Source organism: Streptococcus azizii (genome assembly GCF_001984715.1).
GTDB lineage: Bacteria > Bacillota > Bacilli > Lactobacillales > Streptococcaceae > Streptococcus > Streptococcus azizii.
In genome coordinates this window covers 18,863-44,413 of sequence record NZ_MSPR01000012.1, presented here as the reverse complement: position 1 = coordinate 44,413, position 25,551 = coordinate 18,863, and the positions used below count along the sequence as shown (strand labels likewise).

At 40.1% G+C, this 25,551-nt stretch carries 17 protein-coding genes and 4 pseudogenes; 1 reads left to right on the top strand and 20 read right to left on the bottom strand.

Annotated elements, in window-relative coordinates:
• Positions 1 to 258: 258 nt before the first annotated feature.
• The 5 genes and pseudogenes from BVE84_RS06865 to BVE84_RS10485 all read right to left on the bottom strand — a co-directional run bounded on the left by BVE84_RS06865 (position 259) and on the right by BVE84_RS10485 (position 7,974).
• Positions 259 to 2,037 carry an ABC transporter ATP-binding protein gene (locus tag BVE84_RS06865; RefSeq protein ID WP_076996319.1) on the bottom strand — a complete coding sequence of 593 codons (1,779 nt, stop codon included), beginning with the start codon at positions 2,035 to 2,037 and terminating at the stop codon, positions 259 to 261.
• 8 nt (positions 2,038 to 2,045) lie between these two features.
• Positions 2,046 to 3,782: an ABC transporter ATP-binding protein gene (locus BVE84_RS06860; protein WP_076996318.1), complete on the bottom strand. Its 1,737-nt coding sequence runs from the start codon at positions 3,780 to 3,782 to the stop codon at positions 2,046 to 2,048.
• Positions 3,783 to 3,967: 185 nt separating this feature from the next.
• Positions 3,968 to 6,660 (bottom strand): annotated as a pseudogene (locus tag BVE84_RS11335) (TOTE conflict system archaeo-eukaryotic primase domain-containing protein).
• Positions 6,661 to 6,674: 14 nt separating this feature from the next.
• Complete coding sequence (locus BVE84_RS06850; protein ID WP_076996317.1) at positions 6,675 to 7,223, bottom strand: hypothetical protein; 549 nt, start codon at positions 7,221 to 7,223, stop codon at positions 6,675 to 6,677.
• Positions 7,224 to 7,337: 114 nt separating this feature from the next.
• Positions 7,338 to 7,974 (bottom strand): annotated as a pseudogene (locus BVE84_RS10485) (helix-turn-helix domain-containing protein).
• Positions 7,975 to 8,144: 170 nt separating this feature from the next.
• Between BVE84_RS10485 and BVE84_RS06840 the strand changes: the two are divergent.
• Positions 8,145 to 8,537 carry a (deoxy)nucleoside triphosphate pyrophosphohydrolase gene (locus tag BVE84_RS06840; protein WP_076996315.1) on the top strand — a complete coding sequence of 131 codons (393 nt, stop codon included), beginning with the start codon at positions 8,145 to 8,147 and terminating at the stop codon, positions 8,535 to 8,537.
• Positions 8,538 to 8,558: 21 nt separating this feature from the next.
• Here the strand turns inward: BVE84_RS06840 and BVE84_RS06835 are convergent, their stop codons facing one another.
• From BVE84_RS06835 to BVE84_RS06760, 15 genes and pseudogenes are all read right to left on the bottom strand, one after another.
• Positions 8,559 to 11,429 carry a DUF3427 domain-containing protein gene (locus tag BVE84_RS06835; protein ID WP_076996314.1) on the bottom strand — a complete coding sequence of 957 codons (2,871 nt, stop codon included), beginning with the start codon at positions 11,427 to 11,429 and terminating at the stop codon, positions 8,559 to 8,561.
• A 101-nt stretch (positions 11,430 to 11,530) separates the two neighbouring features.
• A complete protein-coding gene (locus BVE84_RS06830) occupies positions 11,531 to 12,412 on the bottom strand; it encodes a hypothetical protein (protein WP_076996313.1) in 882 nt (293 codons plus the stop codon).
• 478 nt (positions 12,413 to 12,890) lie between these two features.
• Entirely contained in the window at positions 12,891 to 13,472 is a 582-nt protein-coding gene (locus BVE84_RS06820) for a hypothetical protein (protein WP_076996311.1), read from the bottom strand.
• A 196-nt stretch (positions 13,473 to 13,668) separates the two neighbouring features.
• Entirely contained in the window at positions 13,669 to 16,326 is a 2,658-nt protein-coding gene (locus BVE84_RS06815) for a valine--tRNA ligase (RefSeq protein ID WP_076996310.1), read from the bottom strand.
• Positions 16,327 to 16,350: 24 nt separating this feature from the next.
• Positions 16,351 to 17,658, bottom strand: coding sequence for a hypothetical protein (locus tag BVE84_RS06810; RefSeq protein ID WP_076996309.1), 1,308 nt, complete (start codon positions 17,656 to 17,658; stop codon positions 16,351 to 16,353).
• A pseudogene (locus tag BVE84_RS06805) lies at positions 17,651 to 17,833 on the bottom strand (VOC family protein); the annotation flags it as partial. The pseudogene BVE84_RS06805 and the gene BVE84_RS06810, both read right to left, overlap by 8 nt.
• A 204-nt stretch (positions 17,834 to 18,037) precedes the next feature.
• Positions 18,038 to 18,382: a VOC family protein gene (locus tag BVE84_RS06800; RefSeq protein WP_076996307.1), complete on the bottom strand. Its 345-nt coding sequence runs from the start codon at positions 18,380 to 18,382 to the stop codon at positions 18,038 to 18,040.
• Between the two features lie 318 nt (positions 18,383 to 18,700).
• The gene (locus BVE84_RS06795) at positions 18,701 to 19,609 is read right to left on the bottom strand and encodes a DUF5655 domain-containing protein (protein WP_076996306.1); all 909 of its coding nucleotides are present in this window, start codon (positions 19,607 to 19,609) and stop codon (positions 18,701 to 18,703) included.
• A complete protein-coding gene (locus BVE84_RS11145) occupies positions 19,596 to 20,192 on the bottom strand; it encodes a GNAT family N-acetyltransferase (RefSeq protein WP_076996345.1) in 597 nt (198 codons plus the stop codon). Before BVE84_RS11145 ends, BVE84_RS06795 begins: the two co-directional genes overlap by 14 nt.
• A 24-nt stretch (positions 20,193 to 20,216) precedes the next feature.
• A pseudogene (locus BVE84_RS11140) lies at positions 20,217 to 20,570 on the bottom strand (VOC family protein); the annotation flags it as partial.
• Between the two features lie 2 nt (positions 20,571 to 20,572).
• Complete coding sequence (locus BVE84_RS06780) at positions 20,573 to 21,805, bottom strand: helix-hairpin-helix domain-containing protein (protein ID WP_076996305.1); 1,233 nt, start codon at positions 21,803 to 21,805, stop codon at positions 20,573 to 20,575.
• A gap of 724 nt (positions 21,806 to 22,529) precedes the next feature.
• Positions 22,530 to 23,549, bottom strand: coding sequence for a lipoate--protein ligase (gene lplA / locus BVE84_RS06775; RefSeq protein WP_076996304.1), 1,020 nt, complete (start codon positions 23,547 to 23,549; stop codon positions 22,530 to 22,532).
• Positions 23,536 to 24,435: an SIR2 family NAD-dependent protein deacylase gene (locus BVE84_RS06770; RefSeq protein WP_076996303.1), complete on the bottom strand. Its 900-nt coding sequence runs from the start codon at positions 24,433 to 24,435 to the stop codon at positions 23,536 to 23,538. The genes lplA and BVE84_RS06770 overlap by 14 nt, the downstream gene beginning before the upstream one ends.
• Positions 24,432 to 25,217 carry a protein-ADP-ribose hydrolase gene (locus BVE84_RS06765; RefSeq protein WP_076996302.1) on the bottom strand — a complete coding sequence of 262 codons (786 nt, stop codon included), beginning with the start codon at positions 25,215 to 25,217 and terminating at the stop codon, positions 24,432 to 24,434. Before BVE84_RS06765 ends, BVE84_RS06770 begins: the two co-directional genes overlap by 4 nt.
• On the bottom strand, positions 25,210 to 25,545 hold the full coding sequence (locus tag BVE84_RS06760; RefSeq protein ID WP_076996301.1) for a glycine cleavage system H family protein: 336 nt from the start codon (positions 25,543 to 25,545) through the stop codon (positions 25,210 to 25,212). The genes BVE84_RS06765 and BVE84_RS06760 overlap by 8 nt, the downstream gene beginning before the upstream one ends.
• Positions 25,546 to 25,551: the final 6 nt, after the last annotated feature.

Here is a 25,551-nt window from a genome sequence, read left to right as displayed (position 1 = left end):
TGAAGGTTGGAAATAGAACGAGTGAAACTCGTGTCAAACAGTCTAGGAATAAACTGTTGAAGGGGAGAAATAAAACGAGTGAAACTCGTGTCAAACAGTCTAGGAATAGACTGTTGAAGGGGAGAAATAGAACGAGTGAAACTCGTGTCAAACAGTCTAGAAATAGACTGTTGAAGGTGGGAAATAAAGCGAGTGAAACTCGTGTCAAACACTCTCGTATCTTATGTACAGACGATAAAAAGAGCCGATTGGCTCTTTTTACGCGTTTGCTTCCTTGTTTGCGAATTGACTGTTGTAGAGGTCGTAGTAAAAACCTTTCGCAGCTAGGAGGCTCTGATGAGTTCCTTGCTCGATAATTTGCCCCTCTTTCAAGACCAAAATCTTATCCGCTTCTTGAATCGTGGATAGGCGGTGAGCAATGACAAAGCTGGTCCGACCCTTCATCAAATTCTTCATCGCTTTTTGAATCAAGAGTTCCAACCGAGTATCAACCGAGCTCGTCGCCTCATCCAAAATCAGAATTTTCGGATCTGCTAGGAGCGCTCGTGCAATCGTCAGGAGTTGTTTTTGACCGAGCGAAATGTTGCTCGATTCTTGGTTCATCTCCATGTTGTAGCCACCCGGCAAGGTCCGAATGAAATGGTCGACATTTGCGGCCTTGGCTGCGGCAACGATTTCCTCATCTGTCGCCTGTAAATTTCCAAAACGGAGATTTTCCTTAATCGTTCCCTCATAGAGCCAAGCATCTTGCAGAACCATCCCGAATTGCTGGCGGTATTCCTGACGAGATAGATGACGAATATCATGCCCATCCACCATAATCGCTCCCCTCGTCACATCGTAAAAGCGCATCAAGAGGTTAATAAGAGTAGTCTTTCCAGCTCCCGTTGGTCCGACAATCGCGACCATCTCCCCTGGTTCAACTTCCAGATTAAAATCCCGAATCAAGGGCTTCTTGTCCACATACTGGAAATCTACCTGCTGGAAGCTGACTTGACCTGTCAAATCATGCTCCAGATGGGCTATCACATCCATTGGTTCATCTGCTTCATCCAAGACTTGGAAAATACGTTCCAGCGACGATTGGGCACTCTGCAAGGGCCCCGCCAACTGGGTCAGGGTTTGAATCGGTTGGCTGACCTGCCATACATATTGGACAAAAGCCTGCATATTTCCTATGGTCAAGCGTCCTACGATAACCTGTAAACCACCGACAACAGCGACAAGCAAGTAGGTCACATCCGACACCATATGCAAAATCGGCATCATCAAACCTGAGATAAAACTCGCCTTAAAACCAACCGTTTGCAAGGTATCTGTGATTTCTTGAAAATCTTCTGTCGATGCTTCTTCGCGTCCATACAGTTTCAGAACATTGAAACCTGATAGGCTCTCCTGCACAAAGCCATTGAGCCGCCCCAAAATAGCCGCCTGTTCCTTGAAATAAGGCTGTGATTTTTTGAGAATAAACTGAGCTCCAAAATAGGTCAAGGGAATACTCATTATTACTAGCACTGCCAATTTGACATTTAAAAAGAGCATCATAACAACCACGAGGAAAATTGTAAAAACAGCATTTACTAACTGAAGCACACTTTGCTGGAGGGCACTAGACACCGTCTCCACATCGCTGGTGAAGCGCCCCAAAACATCACCAAATTGCTGCTGATCAAAATAAGATACAGAGATACGATTGATTTTTCGACTTAGGTCATTGCGCATGTCTGCGACTGTCTGCTGGACAGCATTGGTCATAAAATAATTGGAGTAGTAAGCCCCGATTTCATAAAAGAGGGCTCTGATACAATAAAGGAGCAAAATCCAGAAAATATAGGTGACATTGATACCAGCGCCTGACACACCCCGAGCCATATCGATGAGATTGCTAGTCAACTCTGTAATGGCAAGCCCTAGCACAAAGGGTTCCAAGACGCTCATCACGACACTGAGAATCTTGAGGAAAATCGCCGTGAAAAGAGACAGTCTATACACTTTCAGATAGCTCCATAAACGAGTAAAATGAGATGATTTTTTCATGCTTCCCCCTATTCTTCTGTCAGCGACTGACTATTGAGCTGAGAATTTGCAATTTCTCGGTAGATGTCATTGCTCTCCATCAGCTCCTCGTGCGTACCGCGACCGATGATTTCTCCCTTATCCAATACGATAATCTGGTCTGCATCCATAATCGTTCCCACACGCTGAGCGACGATGAGAACAGTCGCTTTTTCCGTCACATCTTTCAAACGGCGGCGCAAAATAGCATCGGTCTTATAGTCCAAGGCTGAAAAAGAATCATCGAAGATATAAATATCTGGCTCTTTGACCACCGCACGGGCAATAGACAGCCGTTGCTTTTGCCCACCCGATAGGTTGCTCCCGCCTTCTGCTAGGTGGGTTTCAAACTGTTCTTCCTTGCTTTCAATAAACTCACGTGCCTGCGCTACATCTGCCGCCTGATGGAGTTCCTCATGGCTGGCATCTTCTTTTCCGTAACGGAGATTTTCTGCAATCGTCCCAGTAAAGAGAAGCGCCTTTTGCGGAATAAAACCAATCTTCTGGCGGAGAGCCTTGAGATTATAGGACCGCACATCCACACCATCCACTAAGATTCTCCCGAGGGTGACATCATAGAAACGCGGAATCAACTGGACCAGAGAAGACTTCCCCGAACCGGTTGAACCGATAAAGGCGATCGTTTCTCCCGGTTTTGCCCGAAAAGAGATGTTATGCAAGACTGGACTTTCCGTCTCTCCCGGATAGGCAAAGGTGACATTATCAAACTCCAAGTATCCCTTGGTCTCTGTCTCTGTAATCCCATCCTCATTGGGATTGATGGAAATCGGCATCGCCATGACTTCTTTCAAGCGCTCACTTGAAACCGCCGTCCGAGGATACATGGTAAAGAGGTTAGACAGGAGCAGAAAGAATAAAAGAGCATGGAAACTATACTCAATAAAAGCCACCAAGTCCCCAATCTGCAGGTCACCTTGTCCCAGAGGCGCTAGAGAGAACCAGACAATGGAGACGATCATAGCGATGATAATTTGAACAAACAAGGGTTCCGTCAGCCCCGTTAACTTAAAGAGACGGTTGGAATTTTGTGCGTAGAGGTCATTTTGCTCCGCAAACCGTTCTTCCTGAAATTCCTCCCGAGCAAAGGCACGGATCACCCGCAAGCCTGTCAAATTTTCTCGTGCATACTGGTTGATTTTATCTAGGGTTTTCTGTTGCTGCTCAGATAAGGGGCGAGTCTTTACCGCCACATACCAGACAACCATAGCTAAAAAAGGCATCGCAAAAGCTACAATCCAAGCCATAGAGGGACTCGTCAAGAAAATCATCATGACACTTGAAACCATCATCAACGGAGTAATGACCCCCAATTTCAATAGCTGCTCTGCAAACTGCATCAAAACAAAAGCATCGCTCGTCATCCGTGTCACCAAGGAGGACACCCCGATTTGTTCATACTCATGATGCGAATATTCCTGCAACTTAGTATAGAGGTCATTTCGCATATCTCTGACCATGCTAGTCGTCAATTTACTAGCCGCATAGGATAGGACAATCCGCCCCAAGGTCCCCAGAACAATGACCACAAGCATGACCAAAGCCCAGAAATACAGCCGTTCTGTATCCCCATTATTGACACCTTCATCAATCATCCGAGCCAGAACAGTTGGTAGACCAAGGTTGACAACCACAAAAAAGATGGCTCCGAACAAATCCAAGACCAACCACTTGGGATATTTTTTCAAATAAGACCAAATATAGTTCATTTCTCCTCCTTCTCAACAAGAAAAAAGCACTAGATAGCACTTTTTTCGATTCTATTGGTACCCAGTATAACAAAATTTCAAAAGAAACTCAACCGCGCGAAGAATAGAGAGCCCTTGCCCATCTATGAACTCCATTATACCTGTTTCCATTTATTTGACCCTCTATTTAACCGCGCCAATTAGAATCATTCTTTCATAGCTTCATCACTTCTTCTCCCAATAATTTCTCGAAATTCTTGAACCAAGTTTTCGCTTTCCATTCGGAGAAGTAGAGACTCCTCCTTATCAGATTGCTGACTTACTAGTGGCAATTTACCAAACCAAACAATACAATCATCCATCAATATAAAATTGGGAAGTGGTTCATCCACCTCATGTACAATGATTGATGTCGTCGCTAATTGTTGTAAGATTGTTTGATTTCTGTCATCCTTTGACATATAAATCTCTAGGCTAGCTCCCTTCGCCAATCCTAGCAACTGTTGTACATGCAAACCATGAGCAGTTGAAATCGAAATTCTTAGTGTTTCTACAGTCTCCAAGTCCTTGATAAAAGCTGTCTCATAAGATGCCGTATCAAAAATACTCTGGTTCGCTAATTGTGAACTCATGACATAGTTCATCTTTCGATATGCTACCTGACGCTTGTGGAACATCCTTTCCAAATATGGAACATGGATATCAACATAATCATAGATCATTACTAACCCCTTTTCATGATAAGGGCGGTGTATGCGACCTGCATACTGGATCAAGTTATTCTTCCATGATAGAGGACTCGCTAAAACTAGCGTATCCAACTTAGGCAAGTCAAATCCCTCTCCCACATACTTTCCAATGGATAACAGAACAAAAGGTTCTTGATGTCCTAACTGCTCGATTTGTGAAAGGATTTCTTGCTTGTCTTTGACTTTTGTTTGACCACTCATGATAAAAACAGACGATAGCTGTGCTTCTTTCAGCCTTTTTTCAATTATTTCCAGATGACCTATCCGATTGGTTAACACTAAGATATGGCGTTTTTGTTGGTAGGCCTCCACAATATCTTGCACAATCATGTGATTCCTGGAAGAAGATTTTGCTAATCTATCACATAACTCTACAAAGTTACTACTCCTCTTGTCTTGGACATCATATTGACCAAAATCTGTAAACCGAAGTGCTAAGCGCTTTTCAAACATCACTTGCTCTTCACTAGCTGTATGCAAAATAGGACCAATACGTTGAAAAAGAATCGGTTCGTGACCATTTTTACGTTCAGGAGTTGCCGTTAAGCCATAAAGATAAGTGCCCGCAAAACTAGCAACTACTTTTTCAAACATAGTAGCCGTCACATGGTGGCACTCGTCTACTATCATCACATCATAATCCGATAATACATCTTCACAATTTTCCATGGTCATCAGTGATTGAATCATGGCAACATCCACCAATTTTGTTTGCCACTTTTTAATACCTGTTAGTTGACCAATATGCCCAATCACTTTTTCTCGACCAGAAGGCGTATAGCGAATAGCTTCCTCCTCTTCAAATGTCAGGAACTGGGACAAGCGCTCCAACCATTGGTCTAATAATTGCCGATTATGAACGACGATCAATGTCCTTTTTTTGCGCTCAGCAATAAGAGCCGCTCCTAGAACAGTCTTCCCAAATCCAGTCCCAGCACAGAGGACACCATTATCCGCAGATAGCATATCTATCAGGGCTAATTCTTGTTCAAACCGTAGTTCTCCTCTGAAAGATACTCTAATCGCATTTCCTCGTTCTTCCCTGCCAATAACAGTCAATTTAGGAAACGTTTCTTGAAGGTTAGAAACGAATCATCCTCTTCAAATAAGTAGATCGTTTCAGGCGTCTGATACGTTGGCTGTCTCATCGCTTGTTTTACATAATATTCTGGATTTGAAAATGATGCCAACCTTTTCAAGTAGAATAGCAGTTGAGAGGAGAGGCCTGATTTCTTTACCCTTAACAGCCGTCCCAACTGTATCTCAAATACTTCCTGCTCAACACACATCGCTAGAGACACCTTATTTAATTTTTGAACTTGCTGGTAACTTACCCGTTTCAGTTCCTTCAGATATGACCATTGGTCAGCATAAGGAGTGTACTGTTCATCAACAAAGACTCTTTTTCCCTCTTGAAAAGACTGCCCTTGCAGCGGTAGAGCAATGAGATTGCCAAAACCTCCCTTTGGCAAACGATCTTGATTTGGAAACATACGGTCAAAAGAGTCAAAGGATAACTTAGGTGACTCCTGCATTGCTAATTCCAGCAATTTTCGACCAAATAATCGCGCCTCTCGACAAGATATAGGACTATCAAAGAAAAACCAGACATGAGCCCCATTTCCTGAACGAGAAATCTCGACGTGCATCGCTACCTTATAAGAATCTGAGACCCGTCTCAACACCTGGATGGCTTCCTTCCAGTCTCTCTTATCAAAATCAATCGCTAATAGACAACAAGTATCATCCATTAAAATCGGAAATAAACCGATACTGACCTCGCCCCTAAAGTGAGCCTTTAAAATCTCATCGGTCAAGGGTTCACACGTACGTCTATCAGGTGGTAGTTGCTTCCACCCATAACGATAGGAAGGATAATACTGTAGTCTCCCCGCATCATTTTGATACGATTTCGCATATACATCATCCCGTCCTCTAAATAATGAACGGTAAATCCTTAATTTTTCAGCAGTTGTGAGCTGGGAGCGTCTTGACAAAAACTGCTTCTGAAGTTCCCTTTCACTAATCAGAACGAGTTCACCAGTATCTTGATATTCTAACAATAGTAACTGTAACGGATAGCCATAATAAGGAAACCTATCTCTTATACAAACCAGTCTTCCCGAGGATTTCTCGATAAATTGTTCCATCACGTCTCCCTGAGTCATTCATCATCATCATACATCCAGGCTATTTGACCAAAGATATCCGCTACTCCTTCTGAAAATCCCCAGCCAATATCAAATCCAGCCTGATAAATATACTTCAAGTCTTGTCTCACGGACTCAAAGAAATCCCCCTGACCCTCTGCAAAATGGACAGCTACCTGATAAGAAGTCAAGACTGCTCGATAATAAGCCGTCGACATATCCCCAACGTATTCCGTAAAGTGAGTCCCATCCAGTGCAAATTGAAGATGGACTCTCGCTTGCGCTTCTAAATCCGTACAGCGCTCCTTAAAGTCAGCCAGCAACCTCTTTGCTGCTTTATAATCACCACCACGACCAATATTGTTAGGAAACATCACCTTGTGTATCTTTTGACAATAATCAGATACCAACTCTGCTATATAGGATTCTCCCTGAAAAGAAACATTCAGCTTGTCCTTGACCGCCCTATTTTCACTATATAGTTGACAGATAAGCTCCACCAATTCTTCCTTCTCCAAGGCCATCAAGCGCTTTTTTACTGCCGTTTTTGATAATGCCGTCATCAACTTCCATCCCTTTCTCATGTAAAAGATACCGTTTTCTTTATTATAGCAGAAGGTCTTGGTAGTAGACAAAAAAAGCAGAGAAAAATTCTGCTTTTTAAGATATAGTAAATCTCATTTTCTTGAAAAGAGAGGAATCACATTATCAAACCCAGCATCTTTCTCCCGATAGGAATCAAAGAAGCGCTCGTCAAAGCCAAACAGTTTGCTGATGTAGAGCGTCGAAACTTTTTGGTGCCTCGTCAGATCAGATAAGGTCAGCAAATTGTGAGATAAAATCACATCTAACATACTTCTCATTTTGCTTGGGCGCCTCAGTGGAATATCCGTATCTAACGGTTCAACCACTTTATATCCCTTTTTAGAAATCTGTCTATAAAAATACGCATGTTGCTGTGGTGTTAACAAGCCTAGCTTGTATGCCCTATATTCTAAAGCCTGAATCGAGACTCTGATGTAATTTTTCAAGGTAGACGATCTGAATACGAATCGTCTTCTTTGTTTCTAAATCCGCATTGCGAAAGGCCACACAGCTTAAATCAAATTGAGGCAAGGTATCCTCTTCATTAAAATAATCCATCGTAACATGAAAAAAATGTGACAGAGCCATTAAATGCTTCATTTTGGGTGTTACTCGATTCGTTTCAAACTGCCAAATAGCCTACTCACTGACTTGTAGTTTCTCAGCCAACTCGAAACGTGTCAACCCATTTAGCAATCGCATCTCTCCCAAAATATGACCATTAAACATCGAAATCCCTTTCTAAACGCCACTATCCTTGTTTCTGAATAGCCGTACGTGGTAAAATACCAATTTAAACTTTTTTATAAAATTTAGCTACAAAAACTGTATCTTTTTTAAAGTTAGTTTTAAAATGCTCATTTTTCTGATATGATATCAATAAATGAATGGAGAGTATTATGTCAAAAAAAATAATCAACGTTGTTGCAGCTGCAATCAAAAAAGACGGAAAATATTTCTGCGCTCAACGTCCTGAAGGAAAAAGTCTTGGTGGCTTATGGGAATTTCCAGGGGGAAAAGTAGAGCTAGGCGAATCAACTGAGGAAGCATTGGTTCGTGAAATCAAAGAAGAATTTAACGCTGATATTGAGGTGTTAAATTACGTCAATGAAGCTTCCTATGACTATGATTTTGGAACAGTCATCATGAAAACCTATGAAGCCAAACTCCTTTCAGGAGAGTTGACCCTGTTAGAACACCAAGATTCTACTTGGTTAGCTCCTTCAGAATTATATCAATTAGACTGGGCACCTGTTGACCTTCCTGCTGTTGACTTACTAAGCAGAAAATGAGATTCAAAAGAACCTCATTTTTTATTTTGTTGTTAAATAATGGAATAAGTCAACCTTTACAGGTTCCTTAAGCTCAAAGAGCATACTGACAACACTTTCGCCAGCTTTCTTTAATTCCTCTGCGCTCTTTTCAATATACTCCAATGGTCCCAAATAGTAGAAATCACCACCCTCAGCATCATCCTTAATAATAAATAATTCTAAACGTAATCCATTTTCATTAGAAGCTAGAATCTGTTTTACATCCGGAGACGCTAATGTTCTCTTATTCTTAGAAAACCATCTCAATATTGATTCATTTAAAAACTCATCTTCATACTTAATTGTATCACTAATATCCTCACTCTTGTGGTAGGTAATAAATATCGGACAAGTATTTGTTTCCTTATCGATCTTGTAACCACCTATATTCAGTGGCGGTTCATCCCGCTTGGTGTTTAGCAGTTTCAGCACATCTCTACGAGAGTACTTCTGGCCGAGAGTAAATACCTGTGGATAATCCTCAGATTTAAGTAGACCTGTTTCCAGTACATCCATAAAAAAATCATAGTAGGCAGAGTCGCTCTTCAAGGCTTCCAATACCTGCTCATGTAAAGTATAGACCTCACCAGTTCTTGAAACGAGCGCTTCTATCCCAAAACGTCTTTGTTCCTGAGCTTTTAGAAAAGATAGGCTAAGCACCCCTTCCACAGAGGTAATAACTTCACTTGAAGTATCCAAATCTTTGTCACCTAGTTTTTCAATGAAAGAATGGACTTCTAACTCCCCACCATGCTCCACCAGCAATTTTAATAAAATAAGCTCATGCGGGCGTTTACCACTCAAACATTCAAAGGTGATAAAGGATAAGAAATTTTTCGAAACCTTTTCAAAATGTTCTGTTTGATTGCCAAACTTGCTCACTACATCCGAATAATCTTTAAAAGAATGGCTATTAAAGAAAGTCAATGGATCAATTCCATTATAGATCACAAAATCTTTCAAAAACGGCTGTCGCCCTAATTTATTCTGTAACTCTACATAGCCATCGCGCAAAATTTTCATACTAGATAGGCTAGTATTCGTAATCGATTCAAAAATCTGTTTCCGAGCAATCTCTTCAAAATTGATAGTTGTCAAGCCACTGATAAGATTTGCTTCTCGCACCTCGCGACGATAATTATCCTTGTTCATGGACTGGTCGCCAAATAAGGCAACCGGAATCAGATAGTTATTTCGATAATTCCCGATAAAATCAATAATGATCACATAGTCTTTAGATGGATGTTTACGCAGACCGCGTCCCAATTGTTGCACAAAAATAATACTGGACTCTGTATTGCGAAGCATAACTACCTGGTTCACACTTGGAATATCAACCCCTTCGTTAAAAATATCAACTGTGAGTAGGTAATCTAAATCTCCATTTTCAAGCTGTCGGACTGCTTCTTCACGAACTGCTTGGCTATCATCCCCTGTCAAAGCTTGAGTCCGAAAGCCTTTTTGATTGAGAAGAAGGGACAATTCAGTTGCTTCTCGCTTACTTGAACAAAACATCAAGCCACACACAGCTTCTCCACTGTATCCATAATAAGTAATTTTTTTAATAATGTGTTGAACACGTTGTTCAGATACCAAGGTTGAAAAATTTTCATCCTCTCCAATCAATTTGCCATCAACCGTAATATCAGTTACTCCAAAATAATGGAACGGACACAAAAGATCTGCATCCATGGCATCCTGCAACCGAATCTCATAGGCGATATTGTAATCAAAGAGCTCATAAATATTTTGCCCATCGGTTCGCTCAGGTGTTGCAGTCATCCCCAGCAGAAAATCCGGTTCAAAATAGTTCATCACCTTCTTATAAGATTCTGCACCAGCTTTGTGTACCTCATCAATCAAGATATAGTTGAAAAAATCTGATGCAAAACGTTGCAGATGTTCATCGCGTGACAATGTTTGAATAGTTGCAAAGATATATTTCTTGTCCGAAATATCAACCCCTGATTTGTAGAGACAGGCTTCGTTATTAGCAAATCCAAGAACACGTTGAAAACTTTCTAAAGACTTACTTAGAATCTGTTCTCGGTGAACAATAAAGAGAACCCTCTCTGGCTTTACTTGACGAACATCAAAGGCTGATAAATACGTTTTCCCTGTTCCAGTAGCAGAAATAACCAAGGCTTTTTTAGCACCATTTCCCCGCACTTTTCGCAAGCCAGCTAGAGCTTGTTCTTGCATTGTATTAGGCGTAATCTTACCAGTTTGATAAACAGGTGTAGAGTCTTCCTCAATATTTATGCTCTGAATAACCGACTTACGCTTTCGTTTATAAGTTTCAATAATATCAGCTGTCAAGAGTCTTGACAAATCCCAAATGCGGTCGAACTCTTTTTTCGTTTGATATAGCAAATCCCCATTATCTGTCGAATTTAACTTGATATTCCACTCATAATTTTGTTTTAAAGCTGTTGCCGTTAAATTTGATGAACCTGCAATCAATACTTGCTTGTTTTCTTGTTCAAACAAGTAATACTTTGAGTGCAGTTGCATTGATTCATGAGAGATTCGGGCCTCCACATTCGGTAATCGCAACAAGTCATACATCGCTAAAGGGTCATTGAAATCAAGATAAGGTGAGATTAATATCTTTCCTCTCACACCCCGCTCAGCCAAATCAGCCAGCTGCGCCTTAATCATAGAAATCCCAGACTGCGTAACAAAAGCCACCGAAAAATAAAAGGCTGTACTCTTGAGCAATTCCTCCTGTAAGTCGGTCAACACAAACCGCTTTTCCTCAGCATTATTAATCAAAATCTTGGGAGCATAGGTTACATCTCGAAACTTCACCCGATCAATAAAGCCAAATTTCACCGACTCCAATAACCGATCTTCAAACGTTGACACCATAATAAATAGTCCTATCTAGTTGATAGAACTATTATCTGATATTTTGAGCGGGATGTAAAGATTTTCCCATAATCAAAACATAAAATTTCATAGCCAACAAATCAAATTTCATTAATTAAATATTTTATCTCGTGATATAGCATCATAACATCACTTACAAATGCTTTAGAATGATTGATTTTATAAATCATCTCTCTCATTTCTACATCTAAATCTTTTCTTCCAGCCTTTATGGTATCCAGTAAGATATCTCTTATCAACAGGTATACACTATGCCAATCATTTTGAGAATCATTTTGAGCAATATAACGAGTTTTTGTGTTAAAAATTACTTCAAAAACTCTAATCACGGGTGGTCTTTCGAAATCCTCTTTAATTAAAACAGCCAAGATTAGGCATTTGAGATCTTTTTCAAGGTTATTTATCAATTTATATTTTCTTTGATATAAATTAATCTTTTTATTGATATATTTTTTTCTTTTTAATAAATAATCTTCATTATTATAACTAATTTGTATAAGTGACACTAAAAATAAGAAACCCAGTGAATATAGTTGCCAAGATGTATTACTTGCATTAGGTTCTAAATCTGCTAAATTACCTGAAAATATGGTCTTAGAAAGATAATAATTTAAAATACTAGATGTCATACCAATCAAAAATATAAATAAATTATTAACCAAGCTGATTCTATTTAATAATATAATCCAAATAAAAAACATCAACCAAAAACTAGGTGATATAACCCAAATAAAGGAAAAGTCTATATCTTTTAAGAGAAAGACAAGAAAAATATACATAAATATGGAGTAAAACGGAATTAATAATATCCAAAAAATAATAGTATTAATACTTATCTTAGAATCTCTATTATTAAAAAATCTCGTCGTAAACCCTTGATACTCTGTCAAGTTTATCGAATATAATTTTCTTAATAAATAAAATATTATAAAAATATTTATAACTATAAATACAAATTTCATTTCATCACACTACCTTAATTGCTCATACTAAAACTCTATCCAATACGACTACTTTCTTAGATTATCTCCATATTAAAAGATATTTATTATGCTATTATCAAACATTTTTAGCTCAGAATAATTACTCTTCAATACATTATATTTTTCACAAAACACATATACACTGCCTGATAGACCCTTGTATAATGAAACATCCTTATAATAAGGTATTCTAATATTTATGCTATTACTTTTAGTTGCATATGATACATGCTGCAATTCCTTATCACAATAAAAAACCTTGATATCATATGTGAGCTGACACGTTTCATAGATTAAAATATCAGAGGAAACTGAGATCTCTCCTACTTGAATTTCTTCGTTAACAGGAAGAATATAGTTACTTTTATATGGTTTTATTATTTCAATATAATTTTTATTCAATTTTGATTGCTGTAAATCAGCTCCTAAACTTATCACAAACTTCTTATTTCTAGAGTCAAATACTAGTACCATCTCGTAATTTTTTATTGTAACTATTAAATATATCGAACTCTAATATTTGGTTATTTGAATCATCAAATAAAGGTAAGATTCTATTCTCTAGCTCCTCATTTAATAAACATTCAATATCACCTCCATTAAGATCAGATAATTTCTTTATTTCATTAAATAAATTTATTTTTTCTTGCCCAGGCAAAATCCTGTCGATATAAATAGAGTAATTATCCTCTAGTATCGTATAATTTCCATTATTAAATGCAATAATTTTAAAATTTTGTTTCTCAGCATCTAATCCACAATGAAATTTCAAATCCGAATACGAATACGTTTTATCAACTTGAACATTAGTCAGCTCAATTCGATCAATAACTATATTATTTTTTGAATTATTTTGAATAATTAAATTATGTACAATTTTATCATAACAATACTCTTCAGAACTCTCCCACTCATAAAGAATGTTTAATATCTTTTCTCTCAGGTTAGTAATATTTAAGCCAGTAACTGTAGGATTCTTTGGAATACGAGTCCACAGAAAATCGAAAACTTTTAAAATATTGAAAATAGAGAACTTCACTATACACTCTGTAATACTTGAATTCTTATACTCAATAAAAATCAAAAATAGACTAGGAAACGAAGACGAGGGTAGAACTAGCGTTCACCAAGGTGAGTTGACGAAATATCCTTTTTATTTTTAAAGAGTATTAATTTTAGTCTATGTCAATTATACCAAAAAAACGCCATCAAATAGTAGCGTTTTCTGATTTGTTTTATACCAACTTCTCCATCTCTTCAATCCGCGCTACTGTCGCGTCATATTTGGTTTGGTAGTCGGTTTGTTTTTGGCGTTCTTTGGCGACGACTTCTGGTTTGGCGTTGGCTACAAAGCGTTCGTTGGAGAGTTTTTTGCCTACCATGTCCAGTTCCTGAGCCCACTTTTTCAATTCTTTTTCGAGGCGTTCGAGTTCTTCTTCCACATTGAGGAGATCTGCTAGTGGGAGGAAGATTTCAGCTCCTGTGATGACGGCTGACATGGTTAGTTCTGGAGCAACAATCGTTGAGCTGATCTCCAAATGTTCAGGATTGGTAAAGCGTTTGATGTAGTTGACGTTGGCCTTAAAGAAATCTTCCAACTCGCTATCTGCTGTCTTGACTAAAATAGTAATTGGTTTTGATGGGGCAACATTCGCCTCTGCCCTGCTATTGCGGACAGCACGAATGAGGTCCTTCAAGCTCTCCACGCCTCTGTGTGCCGCTTGATTTTCAAAGGCAGGATTCACCGTAGGGTATGCTGCGGTGACAATCGAGCCTTCCGCATACTGGGCAAAGATTTCTTCGGTCACGAACGGCATGATTGGGTGGAGGAGACGCAAGATCTTATCTAAGGTATAAAGGAGGACAGAGCGAGTGATGACTTTTTCCTCCTCATTATCGCTGTAGAGGACTTCCTTGGTCAACTCTACATACCAGTTGGCAAATTCTTCCCAAATGAAATTGTAGAGAATATGACCAGCCACACCAAACTCAAACTTATCAAAGTTTTCCGTTACTTTGGCAATGGTTTCATTGAGATTGTGGAGAATCCAGCTATCCGTCACGTTGCCCGCTTTGCCCTCTACGACAGCTGAAACATGTTCCGTCGCTTGGTCAAGCGTAAGTCCCTCATTGTTCATAAGGATATAGCGGGAAATGTTCCAGATTTTGTTGATGAAGTTCCATGAAGCATCCATTTTTTCATAAGAGAAACGAACGTCTTGCCCTGGAGCAGAGCCATTTGATAGGAACCAACGAAGGCTATCGGTACCATATTTTTCAATGACGTCCATCGGATCAATGCCGTTTCCGAGAGACTTGGACATCTTGCGACCTTCTTCATCACGAATAAGACCGTGAATGAGGGCATTCTTAAATGGACTCTTACCTGTAAACTCAATTCCTTGGAAAATCATACGAGAGACCCAGAAAGGAATGATGTCATAGCCTGTTACCAAGGTTGAATTTGGATAATAACGTTGGTAATCTGTACTTTCTTCATCTGGCCAATCCATGGTTGAAAATGGCCAAAGGGCCGAGCTGAACCAGGTATCTAGCACGTCTTCATCTTGTGTCCAACCGTCCCCTTCAGGCGCTTCTTCACCCACGTAAATATCACCATCCGCATTGTACCAGGCAGGGATTTGGTGCCCCCACCAGAGCTGACGGGAAATGACCCAGTCATGCACGTTTTCCATCCATTGAAGATAGGCGTCATTGAAGCGTGGTGGGTAGAATTCAACCTTATCATCTGTCTCTTGGTTGGCAATAGCATTCTTCGCCAACTGATCCATTTTGACAAACCATTGGGTAGATAAACGAGGCTCAACAACGGCACCACTACGCTCAGAGTGACCAACCGAATGGACGATTGGGACTAATTTTTCTAGCAGTCCTGCCTCCTTGGCATCCTCAATAAATAGCTTTCTTGCTTCATACCGATCCAGCCCCTGGTATTTTTCAGGCACCCGATGAGTCGCTGCCATGGTTCCGTCAAGATTCATGATAATATCCTGCTTGATATTATGGCGCAAGCCAACCTCGAAGTCATTGGGGTCATGGGCTGGGGTAATTTTCACGCAGCCTGACCCTTTTTCCCTATCTACATACTCATCAGCAATAATGGGAATCCGATACCCTGTCAGTGGCACGATGACATACTTCCCAATGAGATGAGTATAGCGTTCATCATCTGGGTGGACCGCAATCGCTCCATCTCCGAACATGGTTTCTGGACGAGTGGTCATAATCGTCAAATAGTTGCCACTATTGTCGTCAAACATGTACTTGAAATAGTGTTCAAAGCCATTGATGTCCTTGTGGATGACCTCAATATCAGAAAGCGCTGTGCGGGCTGCTGGATCCCAGTTGATGATGAACTCCCCACGGTAAATCCAACCTTTGTTATACAAGTCTACAAAAACCTTGCGTACTGCTTTTGACAAGCCCTCATCAAGGGTGAAACGCTCGCGAGAGTAATCAAGCGATAAGCCCATTTTCCCCCACTGATCCTTGATGGTCGTTGCATACTCGTCTTTCCATTCCCAGACCTTCTCTAGGAATTTTTCACGGCCCAAGTCATAACGGCTCACACCTTGCTCGCGCAAGCGCTCCTCAACCTTAGCCTGAGTCGCAATCCCTGCGTGGTCCATACCTGGAAGCCATAAAGTATCAAAGCCCTGCATCCGCTTCTGACGGATAATAATATCTTGCAAGGTTGTATCCCAAGCGTGTCCTAGATGCAATTTCCCTGTCACATTTGGTGGCGGAATCACGATCGAGTAAGGCTTGGCATCTGGATTTCCAGACGGTTTGAAAACATCTGCCTCAAGCCATTTGGCATAGCGACCAGCCTCAACCTCGGCTGGATTGTATTTTGGTGAAAGTTGTGTCATTTGAGTTCTCCTTTATAAAATAATTTATCTAAAATATCCTTTTGATTGGTCTAAGTAAATATTTTTTAATGATTTCACTATCCCTTTACTTAACCACCATGCCAAAAATAACGAGAATAAAACTATTATCAACGATGAGAATATCCTCAAAATAATATCAGATAAGGTATCTTGTTTTATTACATCTAATAATATTGAAATCAAAAATTCTTTAAATTTATGTTTTCCATCATCTGTTAAAGAAAAAGCTGATATAACATTAAATACTAACAATGTATTAAAACTAATCATAGTTAACCAATAAAGATGCTCATCCATTTTTAAACTTGGGACGACTGCATGTCCTTGTTGATACCTATCAGATATTTTATATATTTCTCCAATAAAGTTCGGTAATAGAACTGGCAAAAACCAAGTCAAAATACCTATAATTTCACTTTCAATTTGATCTATCATCACAATAGCAACCAAAAGCAATATTAATCCAATTAAATCTGAAATAAATTTATTTTTGTTTTGTCCTAATTTATTCAAAGAATTGTAAACAGGAATCCATAACAAGGCATTGGTAGCTATATAGATATTATAGACTAACAAGATAAAACCAATATTATAATTGGCTTCATGTAATATAAAATATATACCAAGGTATAATGCTATAGATATGATAGACAAAAAATAGCCTAAAAGATATGTTCCCCATAAAACCTGATTAGCAGGTAAAGTAATGGAATTTTGTTTCCTAAAAAAGCAAATTCCCAAAGAAGCTCTGATAATCGGCACTAGAAAAAACCAACATAACAAAAACAAGACTATGACAACTATCTCTGTATGCTTAGTAGATATATCTAATGATTTTAACATTTTTATAATAGAATTATTTATACTATCCAAAATATATTGATTTGCTCCAATGAAAAGGACGATTGCAACAAATACATAATCATAAACATTAAACCAATTAAAAACATCCCTATTCTTCTTTATATAATTACGAAAATCTTGTAACCATCCTTCACAAAGTCCCGCATACAACAGTAATTGGAATGGCTGGATTAGAAATATCTTCTTTGACCAAATAAAAAATAATAATATTGTCAAGACACCTACTATCCAATAAAGACACTTATAAAATTTGTCAATCCTTTTTTGGGAAACTCTAATTCCATATATCAATAGTAGCACTATATAGATAATTTCAGATGCTACTATATCTAAATTAGGAATAAAGCTAGTCGGTAACACTAATATACCAACAAATATCATTGTTAAAGTTACCATACTCGGCAACAAAGCTATAATATATTTTACTATCCTTAAAATCTTATCCATATAAAATTCTCCTAATCCCCCTACCTCCCCCATCAAGGTCTTCACAGTAAAGGGCATAGTGGTCTGGACCACCCGCGTGAGGAAAGCGGTCATCGTAGAGGAACTTGACACCTCTAGCCAGCAAATCCTGCCGCCATTGGTCAACTTGGTCACGAGTACCGCCGTGAACGGTTAGATCCTCTTTCCCACGTAATAACCCCCATCTGCCACAGTTTCGACGGCGGAAATTACTGCTGGCCAAGTCACTTCTCGAATACTTGCATAGGTAAACATAGCTTCTGCATCAGCTATCGTTCGTTTACACAGGTAAGAACGGTCTGTTTCAATATTCGATAAACTATTCTTTTCAACTTGTTTTGTGCATGCAGATTAGTCCTTCTTACAATTGATAGAAATCAAGAACAATACCCTCTGGCCCTTGAACCATGAGGGAATAGGTTCCCCAGTCAGTTTTGGTTGGTGGATTTAGAATAGCCTCCCCAGCTACTTGAAGGGTTTGGTATTTACCATCCACATCCTCTATTTGGACATGTAGAATGATTCCTGATTGGAACGGTTCAAGTGGAATGATAGCCTTATCAGACAACATCAAACAATGGCTTCCAACTGTAAACTGAGCAAAGTGTTCATCCTTGTAGTCTGCTGAAATCCCCAGCAAACACTCCAATTGCTCACTGGTATGGGAAACATTTTTCACAATAATATCTAATTGGTTTAAATCCATCAGTCGTTCTCCTTTTTTAAACTAGCGTAGCGATATGAGTGACAATATTTCTGCTACTTCCTTAGCACTGACTGCCGTCGTGTCTAATTTTACATAATAGCCCAAAACTTCCGGGACATTATCAGATGCATATTGATACGTGTTAATCATCTCTACGATTTACTGCTCAAAAACTTCAATATTCTGCTTTAGACCTTTGCGTTTGAGACCATTCAAGGTTTAAAAATACCTGCCTCAAGCCATTTGGCATAGCGACCAGCCTCAACCTCAGCTGGATTGTATTTTGGTGATAATTCTTTTGACATAGTGTACCTTTCTTTAAATAATCTGTTTAATTAGACTCATGATGTATTCGAGATGTTTGGTATCAACCACCCTTATTTCGTATTCACCATTACCATAATGCCCTATTGTTGAAACATTACGGGTAAGTTCTTTGGGATCTTCAATTTCTCCAAATTTCGCATTAATAAATAATTTTAACTGTTTATTTTGTATCTCAATATCAACAATATTCCGTTTACCTTGTTTAAAAGCCATATATAACTTCGTTGCCACTAAATCACTATCAGGAATCAGTTGAAAGATAGCTTCCTTAAAAGTTTCATATAATTCAACTATACCCTCCGATTTATTTACTAATAAGTCTTCTTCAGAATACGTTTTTAATTCTTTAGTGACCAATGCTAACTCTGAATCAGCTTCAGATATAGAAGTTTTAATACTAGGAGCATTTTTTGATTTATTAACACCATTGATTAGCAATAAATCATTTTGAAATCGTTTTACTTCCCATAATTCAATATTTAAGTCCTTAAAGTCAACAGCCTGTTTTTGAAATGAAGTAAAATTTGGAGAGACAAAAACTACCTTACTCTGCGACCAGTCAACAACATTTTTCCTTAATAATTTACCAGTTTTTTCCTGATACCCTAAAATAAAATCAGCTTTATATTTTAATAGAGTATTTAGATAAGAAACTCCTTGATCAAGTACACTATAGTTAGTTGATTTCTTATATTCAATGATAACGAAAGATTTACTTTCTGTATCAAATGCTAAGGTATCTATTCGTTGATTTTGAATAGAAAATTCACTACCGACAAATTCTAGACCTGTAATCACTGTAAGATTTTCTTCAAAAAGGCATTGAAATTCTCGTTCTAATTTAAAAGGTTTTTCTTCTAAACTAATTAATTTATTTTGATTTATGTTAAACAGATTCATGAATTCTCTCCTCCTCCCACTCCGTCCTCAAGAGGCCGTAGGCTAGGTCGTCACAACGGTTTCCTGCTAGATCCTTGCGACCGCGGATGGTGGCCTCCAAGGTGAAGCCTAGTTTTTCAGCGACACGCCTACTTTGTTGGTTGGAGCTGTAGCAACGGATTTCCACCTTATGAAGATGGAGTAGGGTAAAGCCTACTTCAATCAAGGCTGCAACTGCTTCTGGCATATAGCCGTTCCCCCAAAAGTCTGGATGTAAAATATAGCCTATCTCCAGTACATCATCAGCATGGCGGTGGTTAAAGTCACAGGAGCCAATGACCTGATTACTCCCCTTAATCGTAATCCCATAACCAGAAGGTAGCCCTTCTTTTTCAAGATTGGCTGGGTAGGTTTCCTTGAGATACAGCACTTCATCTGCTAAGCTTTTGACGGGTGGAAAACCCGCAGGATAGGTCACTTCAGCAAGTTTTGCAAAGGCAAAAATGGCCTCAGCATCCTCCAACGTCCGCTGACGTAAATAGAGCCGATCCGTTGCCACATCAGGCAAGTCATTTTTTTCAAAGGGTCCTAGTATCTGAATCATTGGTTTCCTCCGCAACTTAATCCCATCAGGGTCTTCCAAATAGAGGGCATAGTGATTCTCTCCACCCGCGTAGGGATAGTGGTCATCGTAGAGGAGTTTGACACCTCTAGCCAGCAAATCCTGTCGCCATTGATCAACTTGGTCACGAGTACCGCCGTGGAATGCTAAATGATTTAGACCTGTGCGGCAGCGATGGTAGCCCACTTCAAGAAAATCAGTTGGCGTTTGGACAAAGACGATATACTGCTCTGCCTTTTTCATGGAAAAACCTCGCTCCCACTCTTGGTCAGGCTCATAGCCCAAGCGAAAGAGGAGAAACTGGTAAAAGATTCGACTTTCGTCTAAGTCCGATACGTAGAGTTCAATGTGATGGAGCATCGTTACCTCTCCTTAAAGATTACACCATTTTCTTTCAGCTTATCAATAGTCTTTTTTCCAATCCCCTTGATGGCTAGCAAATCTTTTTCAGTAATATTTTGAAAATCTTCGACCACCCTCAAATTCTCATGGAACAAGGTTCGGAAGATATCAAATCGTAGACCGGCAAATAGAGGACTGCGATAAGTCGCAAAAAAGTCGAGAACCTCCCCATACTCTGACTTACCACCGTACTCTCTGGCAAAGCGGTACAAAAACTCCGGCACAAGCGGGTTTCGTTCAAAGAAGTCCTGTAAATGACAGGCCGTAGCTGCTAGCGATTGCGTCGAAAAGGGAACATATATCTCAGATTCCTCAATGTCTAAGAGGCCTTCCAACCAATCAGCAGTAACAAAATAGTCCGTAGCTTCTTCATTCACTTCAGTCAAGGCTACAAAAATTTTCTCCGCCTCAGTAATCTCTCCTTGAAGGAGTTTGGAAATGAGGTAATGAAACAGTAAGCTATCTTTATACTGTGGCAGTTCGTTTGCATATCTATGATAAAGGTCTTCAACTCGCTCCCATCGTCCTAATTCATTATAAACAGACATGGCTAGGTGAAGAAAATCAGGAGCAAACCTTTTAGGTCTTTTAGACAGAACAAAATCCACTACCTCACAAGCTAGACCTAAGAAGCCTTGACCATGTAGATAAGTTACTATATAATTTAATGCCGTTAGATAGGGCCGTGACTCCCAATACTCCCAGTCCAAATAATCTTTATCTTTCCAACCTTTTTTCGTCTTGCCATAAAACTGCCAAATCTTTTCAAAGTAGGTCAAGTCAAACGGATCTTCTTCTGTTAACAGCAGATGAAATTGTGCTAAGAAATGGTCCGGCTTCAAGTCTAGAACCTGCTTCAAAAGGTTGGCCCGCTTCCTATCATCTGGTGTGTACATCGCTTGACGAAAAAGTCGGGTCTCCTTAGGAAACGGCACCTTCCCCAAGGCCATTAGCTCTCGAACTCGTTCAATATCCTCTGGATCAATCTCTCCCACATTGCGTCCCTGAGATTCGACATAGGCGAAAAGAGCTTCTTTTTCATCATCAAAATATTGAATCTGGCGACGCTCTACAAAAATAGGTTGATGGCTTAACAACTGTTCAAAGAATTCTCCATCTTGTTCAGAGATAATTTTAATATCTAATTTCTGCCGTCTTCTCAACTCTTTCTTACGGTTTTTCTTTTTTGCCATCTGACTCCCTCCAGACCTATTTGTCATACTCTATAAACATCAACATCTGATAGCGATGAGACTGTAGATGCACGGTGAAACAACAGAGTCCGAATTTTATTTTTGACGAGTATTATCGTCTTTTCCTATCAAAAAACGTCCCTGCCATACGACAGGGACGAAATTCAGTTTACGACTTCCGCGGTACCACCCACATTCGGGTTTGCACCCGCAACTTTGTTCTTATCAAACTATCCATTCAGCAACCAGCTTTGTCCAACCTGCGGATTTCTCAGCACCACCGCTTTCTGTAAAGTTGTATGGTCTTTTAGTTTGCTTTTAGTACTAGGCAACGAGCTGCAGGCTGTACTAGAGTACGGCAAAGCGAGTTAACGAAGTAATAGAAGATAAACTAAATGACTATATTCCCAAAACACCTCTGATGGCTTTATTGTAGCAGATTTCTCAGGAAATTGCAACTACTGATACTAGGTGAACACGCCCTACGCATGAAGAAAATGCATGTAACTGTTTTCTAGCCAAATGCATTTTTCCAAAAATATTTTCAGGACATTACATAATGGCTTTGATTTATCCTCGTTTTCACCTACATGATAACAAAATGTCATGATAAAAATATAACTTTTTATGAAAAATCGTTATCTGAAAGCGAAATTTTCTTCATGCGTCTGTCCTGCTAGGGAGACGGACCTCTCCTACATCCAAGAGGGCTATGACTCTCCCATCAACTAAAGATTAAGTCTACTAATTCCCCTGCCGAGACTTTCCCGAAGTAGCGCGCTAGGTCAATGGATTCCAAAATAGCCTGAATATCCTCCTGCTCCATCCGCTGTCCCACTAGTGCCTGCTCCACTTCTGCCACATCTCCTTTTCCGAAGAAATCACCATAGATCCGGCAATGTGCAATTCGTCCCTTATCAATATCCAAGTGAATATCGATAGTTCCTGCTGCAAAACGACCGTCTCGGTGGTAACTATATTGTGGAGAATTGCCGTAATTCCAGTCCCAGTTTTTGTATTTGTCTGCGACCAACTGGTCGATGGCTTCCCAGTCTCCTTCAGTCAATTCATACCGTTTCGCCTGATCGAGATGGTCGATCCCCAACAGCTTGCAGGTCATTAGATTTTTAAATTCATCGGTCGTGATGCCTTGGTACTCCTCAGCTAAGTAGGGGCGGATGCTCCCGACACGGCTTCTGACAGACTTAATGCCTTTTGACTCGATTTTCTTTCGATTTGGATGAAGCACGCGCTCCATCGCCTCATAATCCACATCCAACAAGAGGGAGTACCCTCCATAGACCCGATTGTTTGAAATGGTCATGGCAGCTCCAGAGACTTTTTTGCCCTCAATCACCAGATCATTACGGCCTGTCTGCTCAACCTGCGTCACTCCTAATTCTTTAAGGGCGCGCATAGCAGGAGCATAGGCTCTCTTGAAATCACCAAAAATACCATTATCTTGAATCAAATAGCAGACATTGACAGCCCCAGAGTCGACATAGACCGCTCCGCCACCCGTATCACGACGGACCAGCAAGATATTCTTTTCTTTGAGGTAATCCTCATTGACTTCTACAATGGCATTCTGAAACTTGCCAATCTCTACTTTTGGCTCACAATAATAAGGAAACAAAATATCGTCATCCAAAAATACCTCTTGTTGGACATAGACCTGCATGGCCAAAGCCACTGCACCATCTGTGATATACTGACCGTCTCGGATAGGTTCAATAAGATACATCATGTTCTCCTTTACGCATATAAAATCTATTAGTGGCGGCTAGCAATGCCGCGATATGACTAGTTAGTTGCACTGTTTGCCCTTGAATAGCAGGCGGAGTTCGATACTGTTTTTGGTTCATGGTCACAAAGAGAGCATTAGGGTTCGCCCTTGTGTAAGCCTGAAAGGGATGCTTGATAAACTGAGGCGTCGTATAGCCCACCCCGATTTCTAAATAAAGGATCTTCTGTCCTTCATACTCTGCTAGGAAACGCTCATAGCGATCTTTTTGAGCAAGAAAATCAGCATCTTCTACCATCCCCTTTTCAGCGTTCCGCTTATTGATTTCAAAGGGAGCCCCACACTTAGGACAGTAGGGAATCAAATCCCGTGGTATCTTCATATCCTTTTGTTCTGCAACCATGCGGCGAATCAGAAGATCATCCCGATAGGTCTGTTGGTGACAAAACTGACTGCACTGCCACAAACCGTACTCTCCTTGAATGTGAAAGACCTTGTTGTGATCATAATCTGCTACTTGAAAGGCATTGTCTGCATTGGTTGTGATAATATGGTAGGGCTTGGTTTCAAGCATTTCCTTTAAATCCAGATAGGCTTGACCAACCGGTTGATCTAGATAGTTTAAGGCGATAAAACGACTTTGAAAGGCCCAATACTCCTCCAAACCTGCAAACGGAAAAAGACTGGCCTGTAACATATCTAAGAAGCCGTATTTTTCAATGAAATCGGGAAAGGCTGTTTCAAAACGATCTCCTATATAGGTAAACCCATCTGCGGCTGACATGCCTGCCCCAATGCCCACAACAAGAGCCCTAGCCTCTCTTATCAGTGCTGCAAGTGTTGCTGGCTCATCCTGGGCAATATCAAGCGATGTCCACTTACTCATCTCTCCTCCCTCACTCCTAGTTCCTGTTCATAATAAAGAGCATCTTCTGCTGTATATAAGGTAAAAATAACCGTAAGCTCATAGCCCGTCTCACGCAACCAATCTTTCACTGTTTGAGTCGCCAGTTGTGCCGCCTCTTTTTTCGGATAACCAAATTCCCCCGTTGAAATGGCACAAAAAGCCAAGGTTCTAATCCCCTCCTCCTTCGCTTGATGAAGGCAGGAGAGATAGCATTGGCGCAGGAGATGTTCCCGTATAGGGGTCAATCCCTTCCCTTCCAAAATCTGTGGCCCTACCGTATGAAAAATCAACTGAGCAGGTAAGGCATAGCCAGACGTCACCTTGACCTGACCTACTGCTTCTCGATGGCCCTGTTCCTCCATCAGTCTTGTGCAGGCCTGACGAAGCTCCATTCCCGCATAGAAATGAATGGCATTATCTATACACGTGTGATTGGGAATAAAACAGCCCAACAAGTCACTATTGGCTGCATTGACGATAGCATCCACCTGTAAGTGGCAAATATCACCATAATAAAGCAAGATATTGGGATGGCTGGTCTGCTTACAATTCTCTAAAGACTGCCGATGGTTTTCATGATAGGCTGTGAGAAATTCCTGTTCACAGGTCAGATAGGCTGGTGAAATCCAGCCTGCTGGTCGCTGATTGACCAAGCCCCTCCAGATACTGACCAGCTCTTCCTTTTCTTCCGATAGGATTTCCTTGCCACCTAGCAGGAGAATCATTTGTCTGAGGAGCTGACATTCCCGTTCTTTACGCATCTTCAAGAACTGCAAAAGCTGCGCTGTCAACCTCTGTTAACTTGACGAGCCAATGATCTTCTGGCTGGGCCGAATTTAATAAGCGAGGCTCTTCCAAGGCTGCTGTATTGCGTTCAAGAACCTTACCGGCTAAGGGGCTTACAATCGCCATCACTGTTTTTGAAGCCTCCAAATTCAAGATAACATCACCTGTTGCGAGGTGGTCTCCTTCTGAAAATTCCACATAGCCCACAGTCCCAATATCATCTTGTAGCTCTGGTGTCATACTGATGATATAGTCCTTGTCCCGTTGTTCAATCCAAAGATAATTTGCAATTTTTTTCGTCATAGAATA

Coding starts and splice junctions, on each gene's coding strand:
- BVE84_RS06800 (WP_076996307.1), bottom strand. CDS start 18,382: ATGGATTTAAACCAATTAGATATTATTGTGAAAAATGTTTCCCATACC.
- BVE84_RS06830 (WP_076996313.1), bottom strand. CDS start 12,412: ATGAAATTTGTATTTATAGTTATAAATATTTTTATAATATTTTATTTA.
- BVE84_RS06835 (WP_076996314.1), bottom strand. CDS start 11,429: ATGGTGTCAACGTTTGAAGATCGGTTATTGGAGTCGGTGAAATTTGGC.
- BVE84_RS11145 (WP_076996345.1), bottom strand. CDS start 20,192: ATGATTCAGATACTAGGACCCTTTGAAAAAAATGACTTGCCTGATGTG.
- BVE84_RS06860 (WP_076996318.1), bottom strand. CDS start 3,782: ATGAACTATATTTGGTCTTATTTGAAAAAATATCCCAAGTGGTTGGTC.
- BVE84_RS06765 (WP_076996302.1), bottom strand. CDS start 25,217: ATGCGTAAAGAACGGGAATGTCAGCTCCTCAGACAAATGATTCTCCTG.
- BVE84_RS06770 (WP_076996303.1), bottom strand. CDS start 24,435: ATGAGTAAGTGGACATCGCTTGATATTGCCCAGGATGAGCCAGCAACA.
- BVE84_RS06865 (WP_076996319.1), bottom strand. CDS start 2,037: ATGAAAAAATCATCTCATTTTACTCGTTTATGGAGCTATCTGAAAGTG.
- BVE84_RS06840 (WP_076996315.1), top strand. CDS start 8,145: ATGTCAAAAAAAATAATCAACGTTGTTGCAGCTGCAATCAAAAAAGAC.
- BVE84_RS06810 (WP_076996309.1), bottom strand. CDS start 17,658: ATGGATAAGATTTTAAGGATAGTAAAATATATTATAGCTTTGTTGCCG.
- BVE84_RS06815 (WP_076996310.1), bottom strand. CDS start 16,326: ATGACACAACTTTCACCAAAATACAATCCAGCCGAGGTTGAGGCTGGT.
- BVE84_RS06780 (WP_076996305.1), bottom strand. CDS start 21,805: ATGGCAAAAAAGAAAAACCGTAAGAAAGAGTTGAGAAGACGGCAGAAA.
- BVE84_RS06850 (WP_076996317.1), bottom strand. CDS start 7,223: ATGACGGCATTATCAAAAACGGCAGTAAAAAAGCGCTTGATGGCCTTG.
- BVE84_RS06795 (WP_076996306.1), bottom strand. CDS start 19,609: ATGAATCTGTTTAACATAAATCAAAATAAATTAATTAGTTTAGAAGAA.
- lplA (WP_076996304.1), bottom strand. CDS start 23,549: ATGTATCTTATTGAACCTATCCGAGACGGTCAGTATATCACAGATGGT.
- BVE84_RS06760 (WP_076996301.1), bottom strand. CDS start 25,545: ATGACGAAAAAAATTGCAAATTATCTTTGGATTGAACAACGGGACAAG.